Consider the following 17,221-nt stretch of genomic DNA (forward strand, 5'->3'; position numbering starts at 1 on the left):
AAAGAGTGAAAAAAGTCAAATTAGATTACATTTAATTGTTAACAATAATGGGTGTTTGGGGTAGTATCGGAGTTATCAGTATGTCAACGCGACTTACACTAGATTAACAACCTTAAAGAAGATTGCCAATGAACACCCGACAAATTATTGCTAGTGCAATTATTGTAGCCCTCGGTGGATTTATATTTGGGCTTGATGCTGCGCTCATTTCAGGAACCGTAAAATTTATCACCTTAGAATTTGGTCTAAGTGATCTCGAAGTTGGGGCCGTGGTCAGTGCTCCCGGGTTTGGTGTTCTATTTGCCTTGTTAGTCACAGGGCAAATTTGCAACAAATACGGCCGTAGGCTCACACTGATAGTTATCTCATTCCTGTATATTTTCTCTGCTATTTTCTCAGTAGTTGCTAACTCCTTCGAAACCCTTGTTGCCGCACGTTTTATTGGTGGCCTGGCTTTCACTTCGCTGTCTGTTGCCGCAATGTACATCGGTGAAATTGCGCCACCGAATTTACGTGGCAAATTAGTTTCCATGATTCAAATTAACATCGTTGTAGGTCTTTCCTCAGCGTACTTTGCCAACTATGGCATCGTGCAATTAAGCCAATCTGACGCGAGTTGGGTGAGTGCTATTTCATTAGACACTGCAACTTGGCGATGGATGCTTGCGGTTGAGATTGTTCCCGCGATAGTCTGGTTTGCGCTTCTGTTTAGGATTCCTCGAAGTCCACGTTGGTTAGTCATGCAAGGTAGAGAGGAAGAAGCTCTTCGCGTTATTCATCAATTTATGCCAAGTGAGCAAGCTCAATCAGAGATTGATGGCATCAAACAGAGCTTGATTAAAGAGGGTGGTAAGGCAAGTTCGATAAAAGATGCGTTAGGCGTATTGATTTCAGGTCCGGTTCGCACTGCAGCAATCATCGGGGTAACTATTGCTATTGTGCAGCAAATTACCGGGATCAACGCGATCATGTTCTACGCGCCAACGGTGTTTGAGCAGGTGGGTATAGGATCTGATGCTGCGTTTTTCCAAGCCGTTGTTGTTGGTTTGGTGAGTACCGTTTTCACTGCATTGGCCATTGCGCTCATTGATAGACTAGGGCGTCGTCCTCTTATTGTTTGGGGGCTCGCATGGGCGGCACTCAGCTTGTTGGCGTGTTACATTGGTTTTGAAAACGCTACCTACATGTTAAACGCTGACGCCATTGCACAACTATCAGCCAGTGTGAACAATCCCGAGCTTATTGCACTGCAAGATGTGGTTTATGAGTCTGATATTGCCTTCAAGCAAGCCTTGCAACAATCCATAGGTGCAGAAGCTGCGAGAGAGTTTGAAAGTGTGTTGCTCCAAGCTGCAACGTCCATGAATGCTACCTTGGTACTTGTGGGTATTTCTAGCTTTATTGCTGCATTCCATTTCTCTATCGGTCCGGTGATGTGGGTGTTGTTTTCCGAGATCTTCCCCACGAGTGTTCGCGGTATTGCCATCCCAGCATTCGCACTCATTGCTAGTATTGTAAGCTACCTAGTTCAACAGTTTTTCCCATGGCAGCTCAATAATATGGGCGCGGCAGATATCTTCCTGTTCTATACCATTTGCGGTGTGATTGGCTTTGTGATCCTTTACCGTCTCATGCCTGAAACAAAGAACAAAAGTATCGAAGAAATAGAGGCGTTTTTCGCCGAAAAAAGACCGGCTTAAAAGGACGCTGTAATGAACAAAAAATCTTTGCTCGCTATTGGCGAGTGCATGGTAGAGCTTTCAGGTACTAACGAAGACACATTAGCCTTGTCTTTTGCTGGAGATACCTACAACGCTTTGGTTTATGCGTTACGATGGTCAGATGCTATCGATGGTATTTTCTATTCGGCGGTTGGTTACGATAATTTTAGTAACCGCTTGCTCAAAACCTTTGAGCAACATGGCATAAGTACTGAAGCTCTCGCATTCAGTAAAACTCGCAATTTGGGGCTTTACAGTATCGTTAATGATGAGCACGGTGAGCGCCAGTTCGATTATTGGCGTGATCAATCTGCTGCCACATCGATGATGATGCTTCACCGGGCCGCTAACACCCAACTGCGTCAAATGGATATGGTGTTTTTTAGTGGCATTGGTTTAGGTATTTTGTCTGATGAAGACAAAGTTGCACTACTAGACATGATTAAGGAACAAAAAGCTGGCGGCGCTATTATCGCTTTTGATCCCAACTACCGTAGCGTAATGTGGAACGGTAGTGCTCATGCGGCCCAATGGTATGAAAAAGCGTATGAATTAGCCGATATTGGTTTGCCGGGTATTGACGATCACAAAGCGGTATTTGGTCATGAAACCACTGCAGATATCGCTTCATTTTTGCATCGGGTGAAGTGTGCAGAATTTGTAATCAAAGCAGGGGTGCAAGGCATGTATTGCTACCAAGATGGTAAACAGTGTCATCATCAAGCATTTACACCGGCACCTGTACAAGTGGATACCACCGCTGCTGGTGATTCTTTTGCTGGTGTTTATTTGGCGTGTCGACTTCAAGGGTTACCCATTGCAACCAGTGTTGATGCCGCCAATGCGGCTGCGGGGTTAGTGGTGCAGCATCGCGGCGCTATCATTGATTCTTCCCTTTTCTCTGCGCTGGCTCAAGCGCATCCCTCTTCTTCACTACAGGAGTTAGTATGAATAAGAAGCTCAGCTTAGCTTCGCTTCGTGCCTTAGAAAGAGAGTACGACAAGCATGGCCCTGATTGGTTAATAGAATTTGATGTTACGCCACTCAAAGGCGATTTTGCCTTTGAAGAAGGCATAATTCGTCGTGATCCGTCATCAGTACTAAAAGTCGATGGTTTGTACCATTGTTGGTATACCCGCGGTGAGGGTGAAACCGTAGGCTTCGGCTCTACAAACCCCAACGATAAAGTGTTCCCTTGGGATCTCACTCAGGTTTGGCATGCAACGTCGGAAGATGGTGAAACTTGGAAAGAGCAAGGGCCTGCTGTGGTACCTGGAGAAGCCGGACGCTTTGATGATCGCGCCGTATTTACGCCCGAGGTATTGGCTCACGATGGTAAGTTTTATCTGGTATATCAAACGGTTCAAACCCCTTATACCAATCGTCAGTACGAAGAAGTTGCGATTGCTGTAGCTGACAGCCCATTTGGACCATGGACACAATCTGATGCACCCATTTTGTCACCTGAAAAAGACGGCGAGTGGGATGGTGACGAAGACAGTCGATTTAATGTAAAAAGCAAAGGTAGCTTCGACAGTCACAAAGTCCACGATCCGTGTTTGCTGGTATTTAATGATAAGTTTTATCTGTATTACAAAGGTGAAACCATGGGCGAGGGCATGAACATCGGCGGGCGAGAAATCAAGCACGGTGTAGCTGTGGCTGATAACCCCTTAGGCCCTTATGTGAAATCGGAACTCAATCCAATTTCAAACAGTGGCCACGAGGTGGTAGTGTGGAATTATAAGGGCGGTATCGCCACGCTACTCACCACAGATGGCCCCGAAAAAAATACAATTCAGTTTGCCGATGATGGCGAAAACTTTGCAATAAAAGCACACATAAAAGGTGCCCCTGAAGCCATAGGCCTGTTTCGTGATGATATTGCAGATACCCCACCGCCAGGACTCACATGGGGGTTATGTCATAAGTACGATAGCTCATGGAACTGGAATTACATTTGTCGCTTCACAACCCGAAAGCAAATCCTAGATGCGGGTACCTTCCAAAACACTGCGGGCTAATGCAAGCAGAATACAGACGAAACCTATGATACCCGACCTCTAGATGGTCGGGTGTCTCTGTATAGATTCAAACCTACAACCAGAATACTCATTACTAATAAAACAATCATTGGTGGCGCGTTTACTGAGCTGGTAGGCAGGGCTGTGCCGATAGCAGTGCCGATTTGTATATCATCAAAGAAGACATAGTCGCTTGCACCAATGGAGACACTTACTTGGGTGAAGGATTGACTCGAGGTAAAGCCGAAGAAGTCAAAACCTGTGGGGTTTGCTCCAGTGGCGTCATTGACTAGGTCGAATGTCGCTAGAACGTTTGAACCATTGAGTATTGTGAGAATATTTCCTGTGAAGTGTAATCCGCCTAACTGGATCCCGAATGCTGTTGATGGTGCAAATGAAACCGAAAAGCCACCCCCACCAAATCCAGTCTGACCGTTCGATGCTACATTTAAACCCCGAGAGCCGCTAACACTATTAAAACCTGTGATTGTCGGTGTGCCTGAATTAAAACTGTCGAAGTCAAAGCCGGAATATTGGGTGTCTAGAACATTTCCAATACTTAGTTCCATATCAACAGAATATTTGGTACCTGTAAGTGCATTTAAATAAAGAGACTCACTGAGGTAGGTGGTCACCACTGCTGCATGGGAAAGACTGGTAAACGAAAGGCACACTAACAGAACTGTATTACGAAGTATTATTACCGAGTTGTATGATTTCATTGTCGTTGTTTTCCATATCGATAGATTGAGCCATAGGGCACTCACAGCTAAATATCTAGGTAAACAACCGACGACAAAGTGCAGTAATGGGACAAAGAGTTTGTTTTTATTCAGTACGGTTAAAACATACACAAAAAGAGCGATAGTTAACAGTCGGTACTATACCGCTTAGGTGTTTAACTTCGGCCCAGGCCCCACCGAGTCTCGGTGAATGACCTGAAAGGGGAGTGTTTTAACACCGCCCGTTTCACCTGCAGTAACAAACTTGAGTGCGATCTCAGCCATATCATGAAGCGGCTGGCGAACGGTAGTTAACTGAGGCCACACTAACGTTGCTGTGTTAACGTCATCAAAACCAAGGATTGATAGATCTTGAGGCACTCTTAGCTCGTGTTTGGCGGCTGTCGCTATAACGGCTGCTGCCATGTCGTCGTTACTGGCGAAAATCGCAGTAGGTTTATTGCCCTGAGTAATGAGTTTTTCTGCTGCGGTGAGTGCTGAACGATAGGTGAAGTCACCATTTTGAATAGCGTCTTCATCTAAGGTCAGCCCGTTTTTTTCGAGCGCCTGCTTGTAACCTTGTACCCGCGCATTGGATACCGATTGTGATCTATCACCTGTTATCATACCAATCGCTGAGTGGCCTTGTTCAATGAGATAACTCACACAGGCTTCACTGGCAGCAACGTCATTGATATGAATGGACAAGCAATCGGGTTTTGACCGACTTAAATCTTTTGACGTACCAATCAGTGCAACTGGGACTTCTAGATGTGTTATCCAGTCTTCAAGGGATTCGGTATCTGACATAGGCGGGAGAATAATCATCCCCTCAACCCGCTCGGAAAAAGAGGTGAGCTGGTCTTTTAGTGAGCAGTCAGTATTGAATTCTTCTACGGTAATATAAGCGCCTAGTGACGTGGTATTTTTAATACATCCATACAGAAACTGTGACACAAATGAAGATGTAGACGCAAAACAAAATACACCGATTAAGCCGCGCTTTCCCGAAGATAATTGCCGAGCTGCAACGTTGGGTTTGTAGCCCAACGCGTCCATGGCATCCATCACTTTTTGTTTTGTGTGCGCGCTAACGGTATTCGCGCCATTGATGACCCGTGAGACGGTCATCAGCGATACATTTGCTTTGCTTGCGACATCAGCAATAGTGACTTTAGTTTTCAATGTTCTGCTACCTCTCGGTGTAAATCCGTTTAACTACATGCTGGCAGAACAATACCGTTTTAAATACTCCGCATGGCTCGGTAATGTCGCCACTTGTTGTTCCAAGCTCGAAGCAATCTTGTCGAGAAATTGCTCAAGCTGCTGATCGGTCATTTCGTCAACGATTCTGTGGTATCTGTCAGGCACTAGACCTTGCCCAATCATAACCTGCAACCACGAATCTACAAAAAGTTCTTCTTGGCGCTGAATAAAGCGGCCCGTTTTTTTGAATAGATTCAGACGCTTTTCAAGCGACTCCGGTATGTCCATATTTTTACAGAACTGCCAGTAGGGTGAGTCATCTCTTTCCGTGACTTTGTAGTGCAGCACAATGAAATCTTTGATTTGCTCGTAATCAAGGGTTGCAGACAGGTTGTATTCAGCAACTTCCAACGCGTCGATGCCATGCTCAGGAAAGAGTTTGATGAGGCGTAAGATGCCTTGCTGAATGAGATGGATTGCCGTTGATTCTAGAGGCTCGATAAAGCCTCCAGATAGCCCGATAGCGACACAGTTCTTGTGCCATAACTCTTGGCGATAACCGGTTTTAAATTTAATCGGGCGGGGAGTTGTTAGCACCTCGCCTTCTACTGAAGATAGGAGTAGTGCCTCAGCCTCGTCATCAGACATATACTCGCTGGCATATACAATACCGTTGCCCATTCTGTGTTGCAGCGGAATACGCCATTGCCACCCAGCGTGATGGGCAATAGAACGGGTATAGGGCGCGGGTGGTTTATCTGAGCGAGTTTGTACAGCAATGGCTCTGTCGTTGGGAAGCCAGTGAGACCAATCATTAAAAGGTACCTTCATTGTTTCATTAATGAGCAAACCTTTAAAGCCAGAGCAGTCGACAAACAGATCACCATCAAGCTTGCTACCGTCTTTTAATGTGAGACCGGTAATATAACCGCTTTCAGAATCTTGGCGAACGTACTCGACTTCTCCCTCTACACGTTTAACCCCTTGCTTTTCAGATAGGGAACGTAGCATTTTGGCGTATAGTCCTGCGTCGAGATGATAAGCATGGTTTAAGGGCGTTTGCAGTCGACCGAACTTACCGGCTTTGGCGGCAACCGCTTCTATATTGTATTTTGAGTAGTCTCGACAGGCGTTATTGTTGACACCTTTGCGCCAAAAATCATGGAATCCAGCAGCCCATAGCCCTTTTCCGGTGCTACCAAACGCATGAAAATAGTCGTGATCAAGTTTTCGCCAATTTTCGAATTGAATACCAAGTTTGTAACTCCCCTGAGTTTGCTTGAGAAACTCGTGTTGGGGTATTCCAAGAAGGTTATTGAAAAACTGCATCGTAGGGATTGTTGCTTCGCCCACACCGATAGTGCCGATACGATCTGATTCTACCAGCGTGATATTCAGGTGACTTAACGATTTAGACAGTGCTGCTGCTGTCATCCAGCCGGCTGTACCTCCACCTAAGATAACCACATTATTAATTTTGCTTTGATTTGTCATAGTCTACCTATTTAATGCATTAAGTAGTTTTGTGCGCAGTTGCATAGCTTGCTTTTCATCTATGCCGCCAAGTGCACCTTTTAGTTTGTCTGGGATGTGGTCGAAGGATTCATCACTAAAAATGTAGTACTCGAACAGGGTTTTCCACGCATTTTTTTGTGCTTTTGGTAAGTCCCTCAAGGTCAACAAGGCTGCATCTAGTGCAACCTGAGGAGAGGGAATATGGTTAGGTGTTGGTTTCCACCAATAGTTAACAAGCACGTTGAACGACGACAATGCATTCACTTCATGCCACCACATGCTCGGAATAAACAAGACATCTCCGGGGGCAAGCGTTGTTGTGTAGCTATGCCTCAGTGCGTTTTGATATTTAGGGAAGGCTTGATAATTCGGTTGTTTACCGTCAACCAAGCTAACCGCTGGCCCGCCGGGTGTAGGAGATAGTGGACCCACATACAAATTTGAGAGCTGATCAGGAGGAAACAACCTAAACGTGCGCTCACCCGCTACACAACAAGCAAAGTTATTCGGGTAATCAAAATGAGCCGCAACTTGAGTTTGGTTCCCGAGCCAAAGGTTGGCTGAAACGCCCGATGGTGGAATACCAAAATTCATAGAGTTACTTTGCTTAAACTCGGGAAAATGACGCTCTAGATTCGTTGAACCCATGTATATTCCATCGCCAGACCGAGCGTCAGCTATGTTGTTTAATCGCTTAAATACCTCCACGAGTGAGTGCATTTCACGAGTGAAATTCATTCCTTCAAAGTCTTTTTGATAAAAAATACGTCCTTTTTCGCTGGGAGGTGTTTGGTAGGTGAGCACGGGATGATCAGCGCTATAGGCGAGAAGAAGCGCCTGAATACTTTCTGTTGATTGCTTTGCCGCAATAACGGACGGCCAGTCAGACACAGCATTCCTAATAACTACTGGCGTGTCATTATTCTTTGCCAATATCTCCAGCGTATTGGCTTTTGGATGAGTTATTTCCTCACAGGCGTTCATTACAGCGCTTCTTTACTTAGATTCCTTTTGCTGTTTTCGTTGAATAAGTGGGCCTAAGTTTGACATCGCGGCAATACAAAAATAAGCAGCTTGCAAGTAACCTTTTTTCGCTAAAGATTCGAGTGCATCACCACTAAGGTTGTTAAGTTTCTCTTCGTTAATCGTCATAAACCCCGTTAATCGTGTACTTTCCTCGGTATTAAAGTTGAATTCTATGTTTATGCTCTCAAGTAATTCGGCATCAAGCAGGGCTTTTCCAAAAGCGAGTGTGTCTGGGCGCTCAGTGGCCAAACGATGTAAGTTATCTAAAATGTGTACTAGATAATCACTGTGACCGCCGTGGGGCAAAAACAGTGGTAAACCTTCTATTGTATTCAGTCTTGGGTCCTCCATATCTACAGAGACAACTTGATTCATCTCTCCCGAACTGTCCTGCTGATGACCAATTTTAAAAGGCCCTTTAGCAATGATGGCGGGAATAAAATGATTAGACCAACCAGATTCACTGATAAACAAATTTTCGTTCCTCTCAAAACCAAATATTGCCATGGGTTCTGGCGATGATTCATTCGGTGAACGATAGAAGAGTATAGGGTAGTCTTGAACGGCTGCACGCAACTCACTAAGTGTGAGTGCGGCGCACATGTGGTCGTTGTCATGCTCGGCAAGACGTTGGTCGGCAACCGTGAGCGTATTGTGCTCAACATTGTTGAGTATTGCATGGTTAGACATAAACTGCGTGTCCTCTTTTGCTTTCTCTTATGCTTAGAAGGGCACGACCACACTGGCGGTCATGCCCCGTTTGTTACAAAGCGTTAGAACTTGTATCTTGCACTAATCGCGTAGCGTGCACTTTGTTCTGCGGCATAGATAATCATATCTTCACCACGTGCGCGAACACGGCGATCTTCTTCAGTGATATTGATACCTTCTAGCGCTATGGTTAAGTTTTCGTTGACTTCATAGCTTACGTTTACGTCCAGCTGTCCATAAGCTTCTGTGTAGGCTGGTTCTTGCTGGTTGTTTCCACCAGTCGTTGAGCTTAAGAACTCATCACGCCAGTTGTAGGCAATTCTTGCTTGGAAGCCATCTTTTTCATAAAAAGCAACAAAGTTGGCAGAGTCACTTAAGCCTGGGATAACAAATTGATCTTGGTTGATCTTAGTATTGTCATACTCTCCATCGCCATCTACTGTGGTGTAGTTAGCCATGATGCCAAAGCCTGTGTCACCAAACATATGCTGCAATGCAATCTCGAACCCATCAATGCTAAAGTCTTCAGCGTTCACAGGCACTGTAACTCGGTACGTTAGCGGATCGTAGCCACCCGCTGAAGGGTCAACTACGTTACCATTTGCATCCAACCAACCCTGCGCAATATAGTAGTTGCGGATTTCTTGTGCAGCGTTCGTTGGGTCAACCACAGCTGCTTGTGCTTCAGCTAGACGTGCACCAGAGGCTGGGTTAACTAAGTCAGGATAAATAACCTGAGTCGTAACACTTGTTCCAACAAAGTTCTCAACATCCTTGGTGTAGTAGCCGATTGACGCGTAACTACCCTCGTCGTAGTAGTACTCGAGCGACAAGTCGATATTGTCAGACACGAAAGGCAATAGTGTAGGATCACCACCAGACGCAGACGTGAACTCAAATGCGCGTGCTTGGCTACCCGCCGGCGAACCACCTGCTTGCAAGTCGTCGTAATTGGGTCGTGCTAAGGTTTTGCTGTAAGAGGCACGTACAACAACGTCGTCGGTTACGTCTAATTGAAAGTCAATATTTGGAAGTAGTTCGTCGTAGTCACCTTCACCTACTTGGAATATCCCGCCGTCTTGTGACAATTGAAGTTCGTTAGGTGAACCCCACACCACTGACGTGAAGTTAGGCAATAACGAATTCGCTGTGACATCTGTTGATTCGTGACGTAAACCAATGTTCATGCGAGCTGGCATATCACCAAGATCAAATTCTAAGTTGGCTTGTACAAAAAAAGCGAGCTGTTCTTCTTCTAAGCGTAAATCAACTGAATATTCTGGATTCGCACAGAGCGTACCAGGAGTACAGCCAGTAAATACGTTGTTTGGAAGGCCTGGATTATTCAGGTAAAGGTTCGCATAGTCTGAGTTAAACTGATTAAAATCCACCCATACCATTTGACCGTCGATACCTATGTTAGCTGGACCTGGAATGTCGGTAAGATCTGCAACGGTAAATGCATCGTCGCTAAAGTTGTTGTCGCCATCACCATCTGGCGCGTTCCAACCGCCACCTGTAGTTTCACCGGTGTAACCAATACCACCCCAGTTTCCGGCTTCGTTCAAGCTGTATGCGGTGCGGTTATTCATGGTTTGGTGAGCTACACCAAAATCAATACTCGCAATAATACCGTCATCAAAAACGTACTCACCAGTTAGCTGGTACTGTTCAATTTCTGTTTCCATATAGCCGTTACGGAAGCTGGTACCCGAACCAATAATAGAGCCGGGGTCAATGGTGGTGTTTCCATTGTTGTTAACTGTACCCGAGAACACAGGAATGTTTTGACCAAAATCAACGGTAGTAATGTTGTCACCACCACGACGGAAAATACCTGCGGTTATGATGTTGTTACTTCCCAAATGGGTGTCTGGGCTTGCTTCAGCTGTAGAGTTATGTGCATCAAACTCGAGTGACAAGTTGTCAGTAACTACCCATTCGAGGTTTAAACCAATAGAGTCAGTCTCGTTGGTGTTTTCCCAGTAACCTACACCAAATCCGTAATCACAACAGTCTTTGTTTGTAAGTACCAGTGGTGACACAACACCGTTTGCATCTACTTGACCAAAGGTAGTACCGCCGTAGTTGCCGCTACCAAACCATGCCGAAAGCTCTTGACGACCGACTTCTTGCTCAAACTTAGCCATGGTGTAGTCAAGTGTCGCAGTGAAGGTATCGGTTGGGGCATACTGAAGCGTTAACTGTGCGTTGGTACGTGTGCGGCTAAAGTCTTCAAAGCGGTACATGAAGTTTTGTGGCGCGCCCATGATAACTGTACCCGTGCCCGCGTCATAGATTTCATCGCCAAGACCATCATTTATCTGACCGGTAACAAAACTTGAATTCCATCCAGATGAGACTTGTGCAGAAGGTTGGTAGTTGTCACGAGTTGAGCGACTGGCGACGACTGAAATACCGATAGTATCGTCAGCAAAAGTGTTGCTGTAGATACCAGAGATTTCAGGGGTAATATCGTCGCCGATACGGGTATCGTCCATAATTCCCTTGATACCAACGTTTGCTAATAGTCCTGGGTTGCTGAGTGGCTTGTGCGAGAGGATGTTTATAGTTGCACCAATACCACCAGTGGTAACGTTAGCTTTACCTGTTTTATAAACTTCAATACCGGCCACAGATTCTGCGGCTAGGTTGGCAAAGTCGAAAGAACGAGAATTGTTGGCCGAGGTTTCATTCAAGTTGGCCGACGGCATTTGACGACCGTTAAGAGTGATAAGGTTGAATTCCGGACCCCAACCACGAACGGTTACACGAGAACCCTCATTATTTTGACGGTCAATTGAAACACCAGTAATACGTTGTAGTGACTCCGCTAGGTTGGTGTCTGGAAATTTACCGATATCTTCTGCTGATATTGCGTCTACAACACCACTGGATGAACGTTTAACGTCCATTGACTTAACTAAACTGCCGCGAATACCAGAAACTTCGATGACCTCAACCATATCATCCGATGGTGGTGTTTCTGCTTCTTGTGCATAACTGTGCCCACCAATTACCGAGGCGATTGTTAGCGCTAACATTTTTGGCTTGAAGCGATAATGCGTTTTCATTTTAATTTTCTCCGTGTTTGCGTAATAAGACAAAACGAGATTGTTGTTTATGACGGTGTGTCCCACTTGTTAACTGAGCGTTATTCAATTAGGAAATTATCCGTAATCTGTAAATGCAATGTTAACGCTAACAAAATATCAATGCTAGAGGCTTGTTAGCAATTTATTAACGTTATGATATTTTCCTGTGCCTATTATGAATATTCAGATGAGACCACAAATTCCAGTATTTGTGGATTAGAGTGTAAGCATGTTCTGTCGCACATCCACCTGGGAAGTATCATGTCAAAAGAGTACACAAATGCTGCAATTCAAGGGCTAGCAAAGCAGTTTTGGGAACAAGGTTATTTATGCATTCCACACTTTTTCTCTCAAAATGTGATGCAAACCTGTCAAAGTGAAATTGAAAACCACTTTGGCGAGTCGCCAACATTTTTACATGACGATAACTTTATCTCGCGCTCGAAGACAGAAGTTATACCTTGGTTTCCTCAGCGCGAGGGTAATACAGAGTTTGATGTCATATCCAACAATTCACTATTGCAAGCACTGTCTTTAGCAATCTTAGGCGAAGGTTGGGATGAACAATACTGTATGGTGATGTTTTCCAAAGCGGGAACCAACGGCCAAGCATGGCATCAAGATTGCCCTCCCGAAGACCCAACCCAATTTAATTTGAATAGATTGGTTTATACCATGGATGTCACGCCAGAGCTGGGTGGCGAGGTGTATGTTAGACCCGGCACACACAAGCAAGGCCCACTTACAACGGGTCCATTATTCGAAGATTTTGACGATCAGGTAGTATTGGTTCCCAAAGCTGGGACGCTTGTTTTACTCCACGGACACTGCTGGCACCGTATTGGAGAAGTGAAATCAGGAAATCGAGTGTCAACCAACTTCCGCGCAGCACCCAAGAACGTGCCTGATGACATTACTGATATCTGCGTCTATCGAAACATGCGTTATCAGTTTTCAACATCTGAAGTGCTCGAGAGCTACATCTAATCAAATTAGCCGTTTATGCCACAACGTAGTCCCCGTGGTGGCCGCTCGTAGGTATTGCGTCCTGCTGCGTACCTACGAGCTTTTTACATACTTGATTCAAATACCATTCAAATGTTTTGAGATTGCGAGTCCGGAGATCGCAGTGCACTGATCATGCGTTGGCAGTGCAGAGATGCGTCAAAAGTGACTACATCAGATTGAGTTATACCTCGCGAAATACAATCACACGCGTGAGCGATTTGGAACTCGAATCCCGATCCCAATCTATTGTCAGTAAAACTGTCGACCTCATCATCGAGTACAAAGAGTGTTGCTTGTTTTGTGCGGAAAAACTCGTCAATAACAATATGGCCTTCAGTGCCAATAATATGTGCAACATTGGGAAGTTTAGCTTTGAATGAGGTGTGTAGCGACGCATGACTGTCGCCATAATCAATATGCCAAACAACGTCATCTTCTGCACCATTGGGGGCGCGGCTGTATTTGGTGATGGTTGGCTGTATAAACGCTTTGTGAAATAGATAGTTGAGTGCGATAGGGTAAATTCCCATTTCATACAAGCAACCACCTGCCAGCTCATAGTCGTATTCGCGTCTATTTGGGTCGTATTCTATGGGGTAACCAAAGTCTGCACGCACGTGTAAGAGCTTTCCTATTCTACCTTCTTCAACCCAGCGTTGCGCTCGTTGAATTGCGGGCAGGAAATACGTCCACATGGCTTCCATAAAAAAGCAGTTATTTTGTTTGGCGATGGAGATCAATAAATTCAGATCGTTCACCGATGTGGTCACTGGCTTCTCACATAAGACATGCTTACCTGCCTGCAGTGCAGACACCGCTTGTTGAATATGCAAAGTGTGTGGTGATGCAATGTAAACAGCATCTACATTTGGGTCACTGAATAGCTTGTCATAGCCTTCATAAGCATTGGGAATGCCGTAGGTTTCAGCAAATATTTTTGCATTGGCTCCACTGCGCGCGGCAACAGCAACCACTTCAGCATTATTTACTAGAGCAATATCTTTAATGAAGGTATGGGTTATTCGACCTGTGGTAACAATACCCCAGCGAACGGTTCTATTATTCATTTACAGTCCTTAATTATTTTACTAGCTTATTTCATTAACTTACCGCGACCTACCACCACTTTCCTTGCACCCATCTTTCTTCGTTTTGTGTTTCTTTGAGCCATTGCTCCAAAATGTAATCATTCGCTTGTACCCGTGAATCTCCCCAAAAACCTTGTGGACAAGTGGGGTCTCCTGCGCGCTTTCCTTCATCACATCGCCACATGGGTTGGACTTCCCAATGCGTATTTATATAGGCCAATGCTTTAACGACATCTTTGTTCTCGTTCATAAAATCAAACACGGGTTGATACCAATTTTGCCAGATCGCTTCAGCAGTTACTTCGGTTTGGCGATTTTCAGTAATGAAGCCTTTTGCAAGTGCGCCTGTGCGATACGCTTGAGGGGCGGCTTCGGCGATGATGACCGGCTTGCCATGTAAACGTGCATATTCCAGCGACTGACCTTGAGCAAACTTAGGTGTGTATTCTTGAGGGATAGACCATTGATGGTCGTCACGATAAAACACGGATATACCGAACCAATCAACAACGTCATCACCTGGGTACCAGCGTTCAAAAAAGCCTTCTTTGCTATGGTCGTACAAATCAGCTTTTTCTCCAGCAATACTCGGCGCTAGCCAATTGGCTGAATGCCATACGCTAACAACGTTGGTTAGTCCCTCAACACGTATTGCCTTTACAATATAACGAAAGGCCGCTTTGTATTCTTCCGGCGGATAGCAGTTCCATGGCCCGTCAAACTCGTAGCCAATACGCAAAAATACAGGGCGGGGCGCTACAGAGCGCAAGTAGTCAATAAGTGTTGTCAGGCTTTCATCATAATCACCGCGGGCAATAGCGCCAGTATGGTCTGAGCCATCACATTGGTCAAAGGCTAAGCCTATAGCTAGTGCCGCGTCAGGCGCTGCACGTAAAGACAGATCGAAGTCAACATCACCTGACCCCCAGTTGCCCACACGTAAAATACCGCTGAGCGTTTGTGAGGGCGAGGGTGCTTTTAATTGGCTATACAGGGTTATTCCTTCTAGAGTGTCTTGAGGGATTGCTGTTTGGTAGGCCGAGATGGTGTCTGAATCTTGTCCCACAATCAGAAGTTGTTTTCCTTGTGGTACTGTAAATGAAGGTGGCTGGGCTTCAGGTAAACCAGTATTGAGATAGACGCTAGATTTGCTTGAATTAACGGTACAAGATGTTAGCGTTAACAAAAAGAGTGCTGTTATTATTGTATTGCGATATTGTAAATTCATAGCTTCAACAGTTTGGTCGTTTGTATATTGGTAGCAATAAATATCGTTGATTGAAAGAAATGCCAATAAAATAGTAAAAAATGATTATGTTAAAAAACAAATAAAATAATTGTTACATAGTCGAATTTTTCAGAGCCTTAGTCGCAAGGTTTATCTTTTAAAGAGAGTGAAATGGCAACAGTTTTTAATCCCATTCTTCCCGGTTTTCACCCTGACCCTTCAATTGTAAGGGTAGGTGAGGTGTATTACATTGCAACGTCTACATTTGAGTGGTACCCCGGGGTATGTATCTATCGGTCAACGGATTTAGTGAATTGGCAGCTAGCAGCGCGCCCACTTGCGGATTTAACCATGTTAGATATGCGTGGCAATCCAGACTCATGCGGTGTATGGGCGCCATGCCTGACTTATCAAAATGATCGTTTTTATTTGGCATTTACCAACACTCGCCGTTTCGCTGGTGACTTTAAAGATACGCCCAACTACATTACGTCAGCTGAAACCGTGGAAGGGTCTTGGACTGCGCCCATTCATGTGAATAGCAATGGTTTTGACCCTTCTGTATTTCACGATACCAACGGAAAATCGTATTGGCTCAATATGGTTTGGAATCACCGAAGCGTAGGTGGTCGAAATAACTTCCTACCGCACCGATTCTTCGGTGGCATCCAATGTCAGGAAATAGATTTAAGCAGCGGTAAGTTGATTGGTGACTCTAAAATGATTTTCCAGGGCTCCCCAATAGGCTTGTCTGAGGGACCGCACATCACTAAGCGTGCTGAGTATTATTACCTTATGGTTGCTGAGGGTGGTACGGGGAAAGACCACACGGTGACTGTTGCTCGCTCAGAGAGTGTTTGGGGCCCTTATGAAGTTGCACCCAATACGCCACTAGTTAGCAGTGCCGCTGCGCCTCATTCTATGCTTAAGCGTGCTGGACACGGAGATTGGGTAGATTCGCCACAAGGTGAAACATTTCTAGTACATCTATGTAGCCGACCTTTACCTTATCGAGGTCGGTCAGTGATGGGGCGCGAAACTGCGCTTCAAAAAGTGCTTTGGTCTGAAGATGGGTGGCCTTATCTAGCTTCTGGCGGTCAATCACCGGCGTCGGTACTTGATTTAGTGGCTGACTGCTTACCCAGTTTAATCAATGAGCATGTTCAGTTTTCAACTCATGAACTGCCAGATACTTACCATTCATTGCGTTACCCCTTGCCTGAGGATACCTGTTATACCGATAACGGCTTTTTGGTATTACATGGACAAGAGAGTCTTGGTAGTTGGTTCGAGCAAAGCCTGTTGGCCAGAAGGCAACAGAGTTTCTGTTATAGTTACACCGTTGATTTATCGTTTACTCCAACACACTTCCAACAAATGGCAGGGTTAATCTGTTATTACAACAGTACAAAATACTACTACCTTCACGTTACACACGATGAAGATCTTGGGAGAGTTTTAGATGTGTCTATGTGTGCAGGTAATTGGCACAGCCAATATCCAATGGATAAACCGATTGTATTGCCCAATACCGGTTTGGTGAGTCTGAGAGCAGAGGTCAACTATGACTTGTTGACGTTCCACTATAAGGTTGAGGGCGGTTCATGGGTTAAATTACCCATGTGTCTAGATTTTAGTGTGCTGTCTGACGAGTTGGGAGATGGTGGCGCTGACGCCAACTTTACGGGTAGCTTCGTGGGCTTTTGTTGTCAGGATCTCTCCGGCCATAAGTATCCTGCAAGATTCTCGGTATTACATTATCAAGAATTTTCAGACGACGAATTGCCTTAGACCACCTATTGATTGAAAGGTCAGTCACCAGTCTGAAGAGTGGCAGAGTACAGCAATATCCTCTAGCAAAGTTGGTAACGCTTTAC

13 protein-coding genes are annotated in these 17,221 nt (G+C 45.1%); 5 read left to right on the forward strand and 8 right to left on the reverse strand.

The genetic code is table 11. The features are described 5' to 3' along the window. Window positions 1-128 precede the first annotated feature (128 nt). From EYS00_RS17610 to EYS00_RS17620, 3 genes are read left to right on the forward strand one after another with little or no spacing between them, the layout of a single operon-like run. Window positions 129-1,700: an MFS transporter gene (locus EYS00_RS17610; RefSeq protein WP_130638987.1), complete on the forward strand. Its 1,572-nt coding sequence runs from the start codon at window positions 129-131 to the stop codon at window positions 1,698-1,700. 12 nt (window positions 1,701-1,712) lie between these two features. Beyond that, window positions 1,713-2,672 carry a sugar kinase gene (locus tag EYS00_RS17615; protein ID WP_130638989.1) on the forward strand — a complete coding sequence of 320 codons (960 nt, stop codon included), beginning with the start codon at window positions 1,713-1,715 and terminating at the stop codon, window positions 2,670-2,672. Beyond that, complete coding sequence (locus EYS00_RS17620; protein ID WP_130638991.1) at window positions 2,669-3,745, forward strand: family 43 glycosylhydrolase; 1,077 nt, start codon at window positions 2,669-2,671, stop codon at window positions 3,743-3,745. The genes EYS00_RS17615 and EYS00_RS17620 overlap by 4 nt, the downstream gene beginning before the upstream one ends. Window positions 3,746-3,768: 23 nt before the next feature. On the opposite strand, the gene EYS00_RS17625 is transcribed toward EYS00_RS17620, so the two are convergent. The 6 genes from EYS00_RS17625 to EYS00_RS17650 form a co-directional block, all read right to left on the reverse strand. Further along, complete coding sequence (locus EYS00_RS17625; RefSeq protein WP_130638993.1) at window positions 3,769-4,467, reverse strand: hypothetical protein; 699 nt, start codon at window positions 4,465-4,467, stop codon at window positions 3,769-3,771. A 168-nt stretch (window positions 4,468-4,635) separates the two neighbouring features. Further along, window positions 4,636-5,652, reverse strand: coding sequence for a LacI family DNA-binding transcriptional regulator (locus EYS00_RS17630; RefSeq protein ID WP_130638995.1), 1,017 nt, complete (start codon window positions 5,650-5,652; stop codon window positions 4,636-4,638). Between the two features lie 33 nt (window positions 5,653-5,685). After that, window positions 5,686-7,167: a tryptophan halogenase family protein gene (locus tag EYS00_RS17635; protein ID WP_130638997.1), complete on the reverse strand. Its 1,482-nt coding sequence runs from the start codon at window positions 7,165-7,167 to the stop codon at window positions 5,686-5,688. A 3-nt stretch (window positions 7,168-7,170) separates the two neighbouring features. Then, entirely contained in the window at window positions 7,171-8,172 is a 1,002-nt protein-coding gene (locus EYS00_RS17640; protein WP_130638999.1) for a cupin-like domain-containing protein, read from the reverse strand. A 12-nt stretch (window positions 8,173-8,184) separates the two neighbouring features. Then, entirely contained in the window at window positions 8,185-8,904 is a 720-nt protein-coding gene (locus EYS00_RS17645) for a SapC family protein (RefSeq protein ID WP_130639001.1), read from the reverse strand. Between the two features lie 83 nt (window positions 8,905-8,987). Then, the gene (locus tag EYS00_RS17650; protein ID WP_130639003.1) at window positions 8,988-11,999 is read right to left on the reverse strand and encodes a TonB-dependent receptor; all 3,012 of its coding nucleotides are present in this window, start codon (window positions 11,997-11,999) and stop codon (window positions 8,988-8,990) included. A gap of 282 nt (window positions 12,000-12,281) precedes the next feature. On the opposite strand from EYS00_RS17650, the gene EYS00_RS17655 reads away from it, so the two are divergent. Next, the gene (locus tag EYS00_RS17655; protein WP_130639005.1) at window positions 12,282-13,007 is read left to right on the forward strand and encodes a phytanoyl-CoA dioxygenase family protein; all 726 of its coding nucleotides are present in this window, start codon (window positions 12,282-12,284) and stop codon (window positions 13,005-13,007) included. 107 nt (window positions 13,008-13,114) lie between these two features. Here EYS00_RS17655 and EYS00_RS17660 read toward each other — a convergent pair whose 3' ends face one another. Both EYS00_RS17660 and EYS00_RS17665 read right to left on the reverse strand, forming a co-directional pair. Further along, entirely contained in the window at window positions 13,115-14,095 is a 981-nt protein-coding gene (locus EYS00_RS17660; protein ID WP_130639007.1) for a Gfo/Idh/MocA family protein, read from the reverse strand. Between the two features lie 49 nt (window positions 14,096-14,144). Continuing rightward, window positions 14,145-15,302 (reverse strand): glycoside hydrolase family 26 protein, encoded by a 1,158-nt coding sequence (locus EYS00_RS17665; RefSeq protein ID WP_165399420.1) that lies wholly within the window; start codon window positions 15,300-15,302, stop codon window positions 14,145-14,147. Window positions 15,303-15,515: 213 nt separating this feature from the next. Between EYS00_RS17665 and EYS00_RS17670 the strand changes: the two genes are divergently transcribed. After that, window positions 15,516-17,135, forward strand: a complete 1,620-nt coding sequence (locus EYS00_RS17670) for a glycoside hydrolase family 43 protein (protein WP_130639011.1) — start codon at window positions 15,516-15,518, stop codon at window positions 17,133-17,135. The last annotated feature ends 86 nt before the right edge of the window (window positions 17,136-17,221 follow it).

It is taken from the genome of Alteromonas sp. KUL49, from assembly GCF_006538345.1.
Taxonomy (GTDB): Bacteria; Pseudomonadota; Gammaproteobacteria; order Enterobacterales; family Alteromonadaceae; genus Alteromonas.

Excerpts from the sequence above, each read along its gene's own strand:
- EYS00_RS17610 (WP_130638987.1), top strand. The coding sequence starts at position 129 with ATGAACACCCGACAAATTATTGCTAGTGCAATTATTGTAGCCCTCGGT.
- EYS00_RS17615 (WP_130638989.1), top strand. The coding sequence starts at position 1,713 with ATGAACAAAAAATCTTTGCTCGCTATTGGCGAGTGCATGGTAGAGCTT.
- EYS00_RS17620 (WP_130638991.1), top strand. The coding sequence starts at position 2,669 with ATGAATAAGAAGCTCAGCTTAGCTTCGCTTCGTGCCTTAGAAAGAGAG.
- EYS00_RS17625 (WP_130638993.1), bottom strand. The coding sequence starts at position 4,467 with ATGAAATCATACAACTCGGTAATAATACTTCGTAATACAGTTCTGTTA.
- EYS00_RS17635 (WP_130638997.1), bottom strand. The coding sequence starts at position 7,167 with ATGACAAATCAAAGCAAAATTAATAATGTGGTTATCTTAGGTGGAGGT.
- EYS00_RS17640 (WP_130638999.1), bottom strand. The coding sequence starts at position 8,172 with ATGAACGCCTGTGAGGAAATAACTCATCCAAAAGCCAATACGCTGGAG.
- EYS00_RS17645 (WP_130639001.1), bottom strand. The coding sequence starts at position 8,904 with ATGTCTAACCATGCAATACTCAACAATGTTGAGCACAATACGCTCACG.
- EYS00_RS17650 (WP_130639003.1), bottom strand. The coding sequence starts at position 11,999 with ATGAAAACGCATTATCGCTTCAAGCCAAAAATGTTAGCGCTAACAATC.
- EYS00_RS17655 (WP_130639005.1), top strand. The coding sequence starts at position 12,282 with ATGTCAAAAGAGTACACAAATGCTGCAATTCAAGGGCTAGCAAAGCAG.
- EYS00_RS17660 (WP_130639007.1), bottom strand. The coding sequence starts at position 14,095 with ATGAATAATAGAACCGTTCGCTGGGGTATTGTTACCACAGGTCGAATA.
- EYS00_RS17670 (WP_130639011.1), top strand. The coding sequence starts at position 15,516 with ATGGCAACAGTTTTTAATCCCATTCTTCCCGGTTTTCACCCTGACCCT.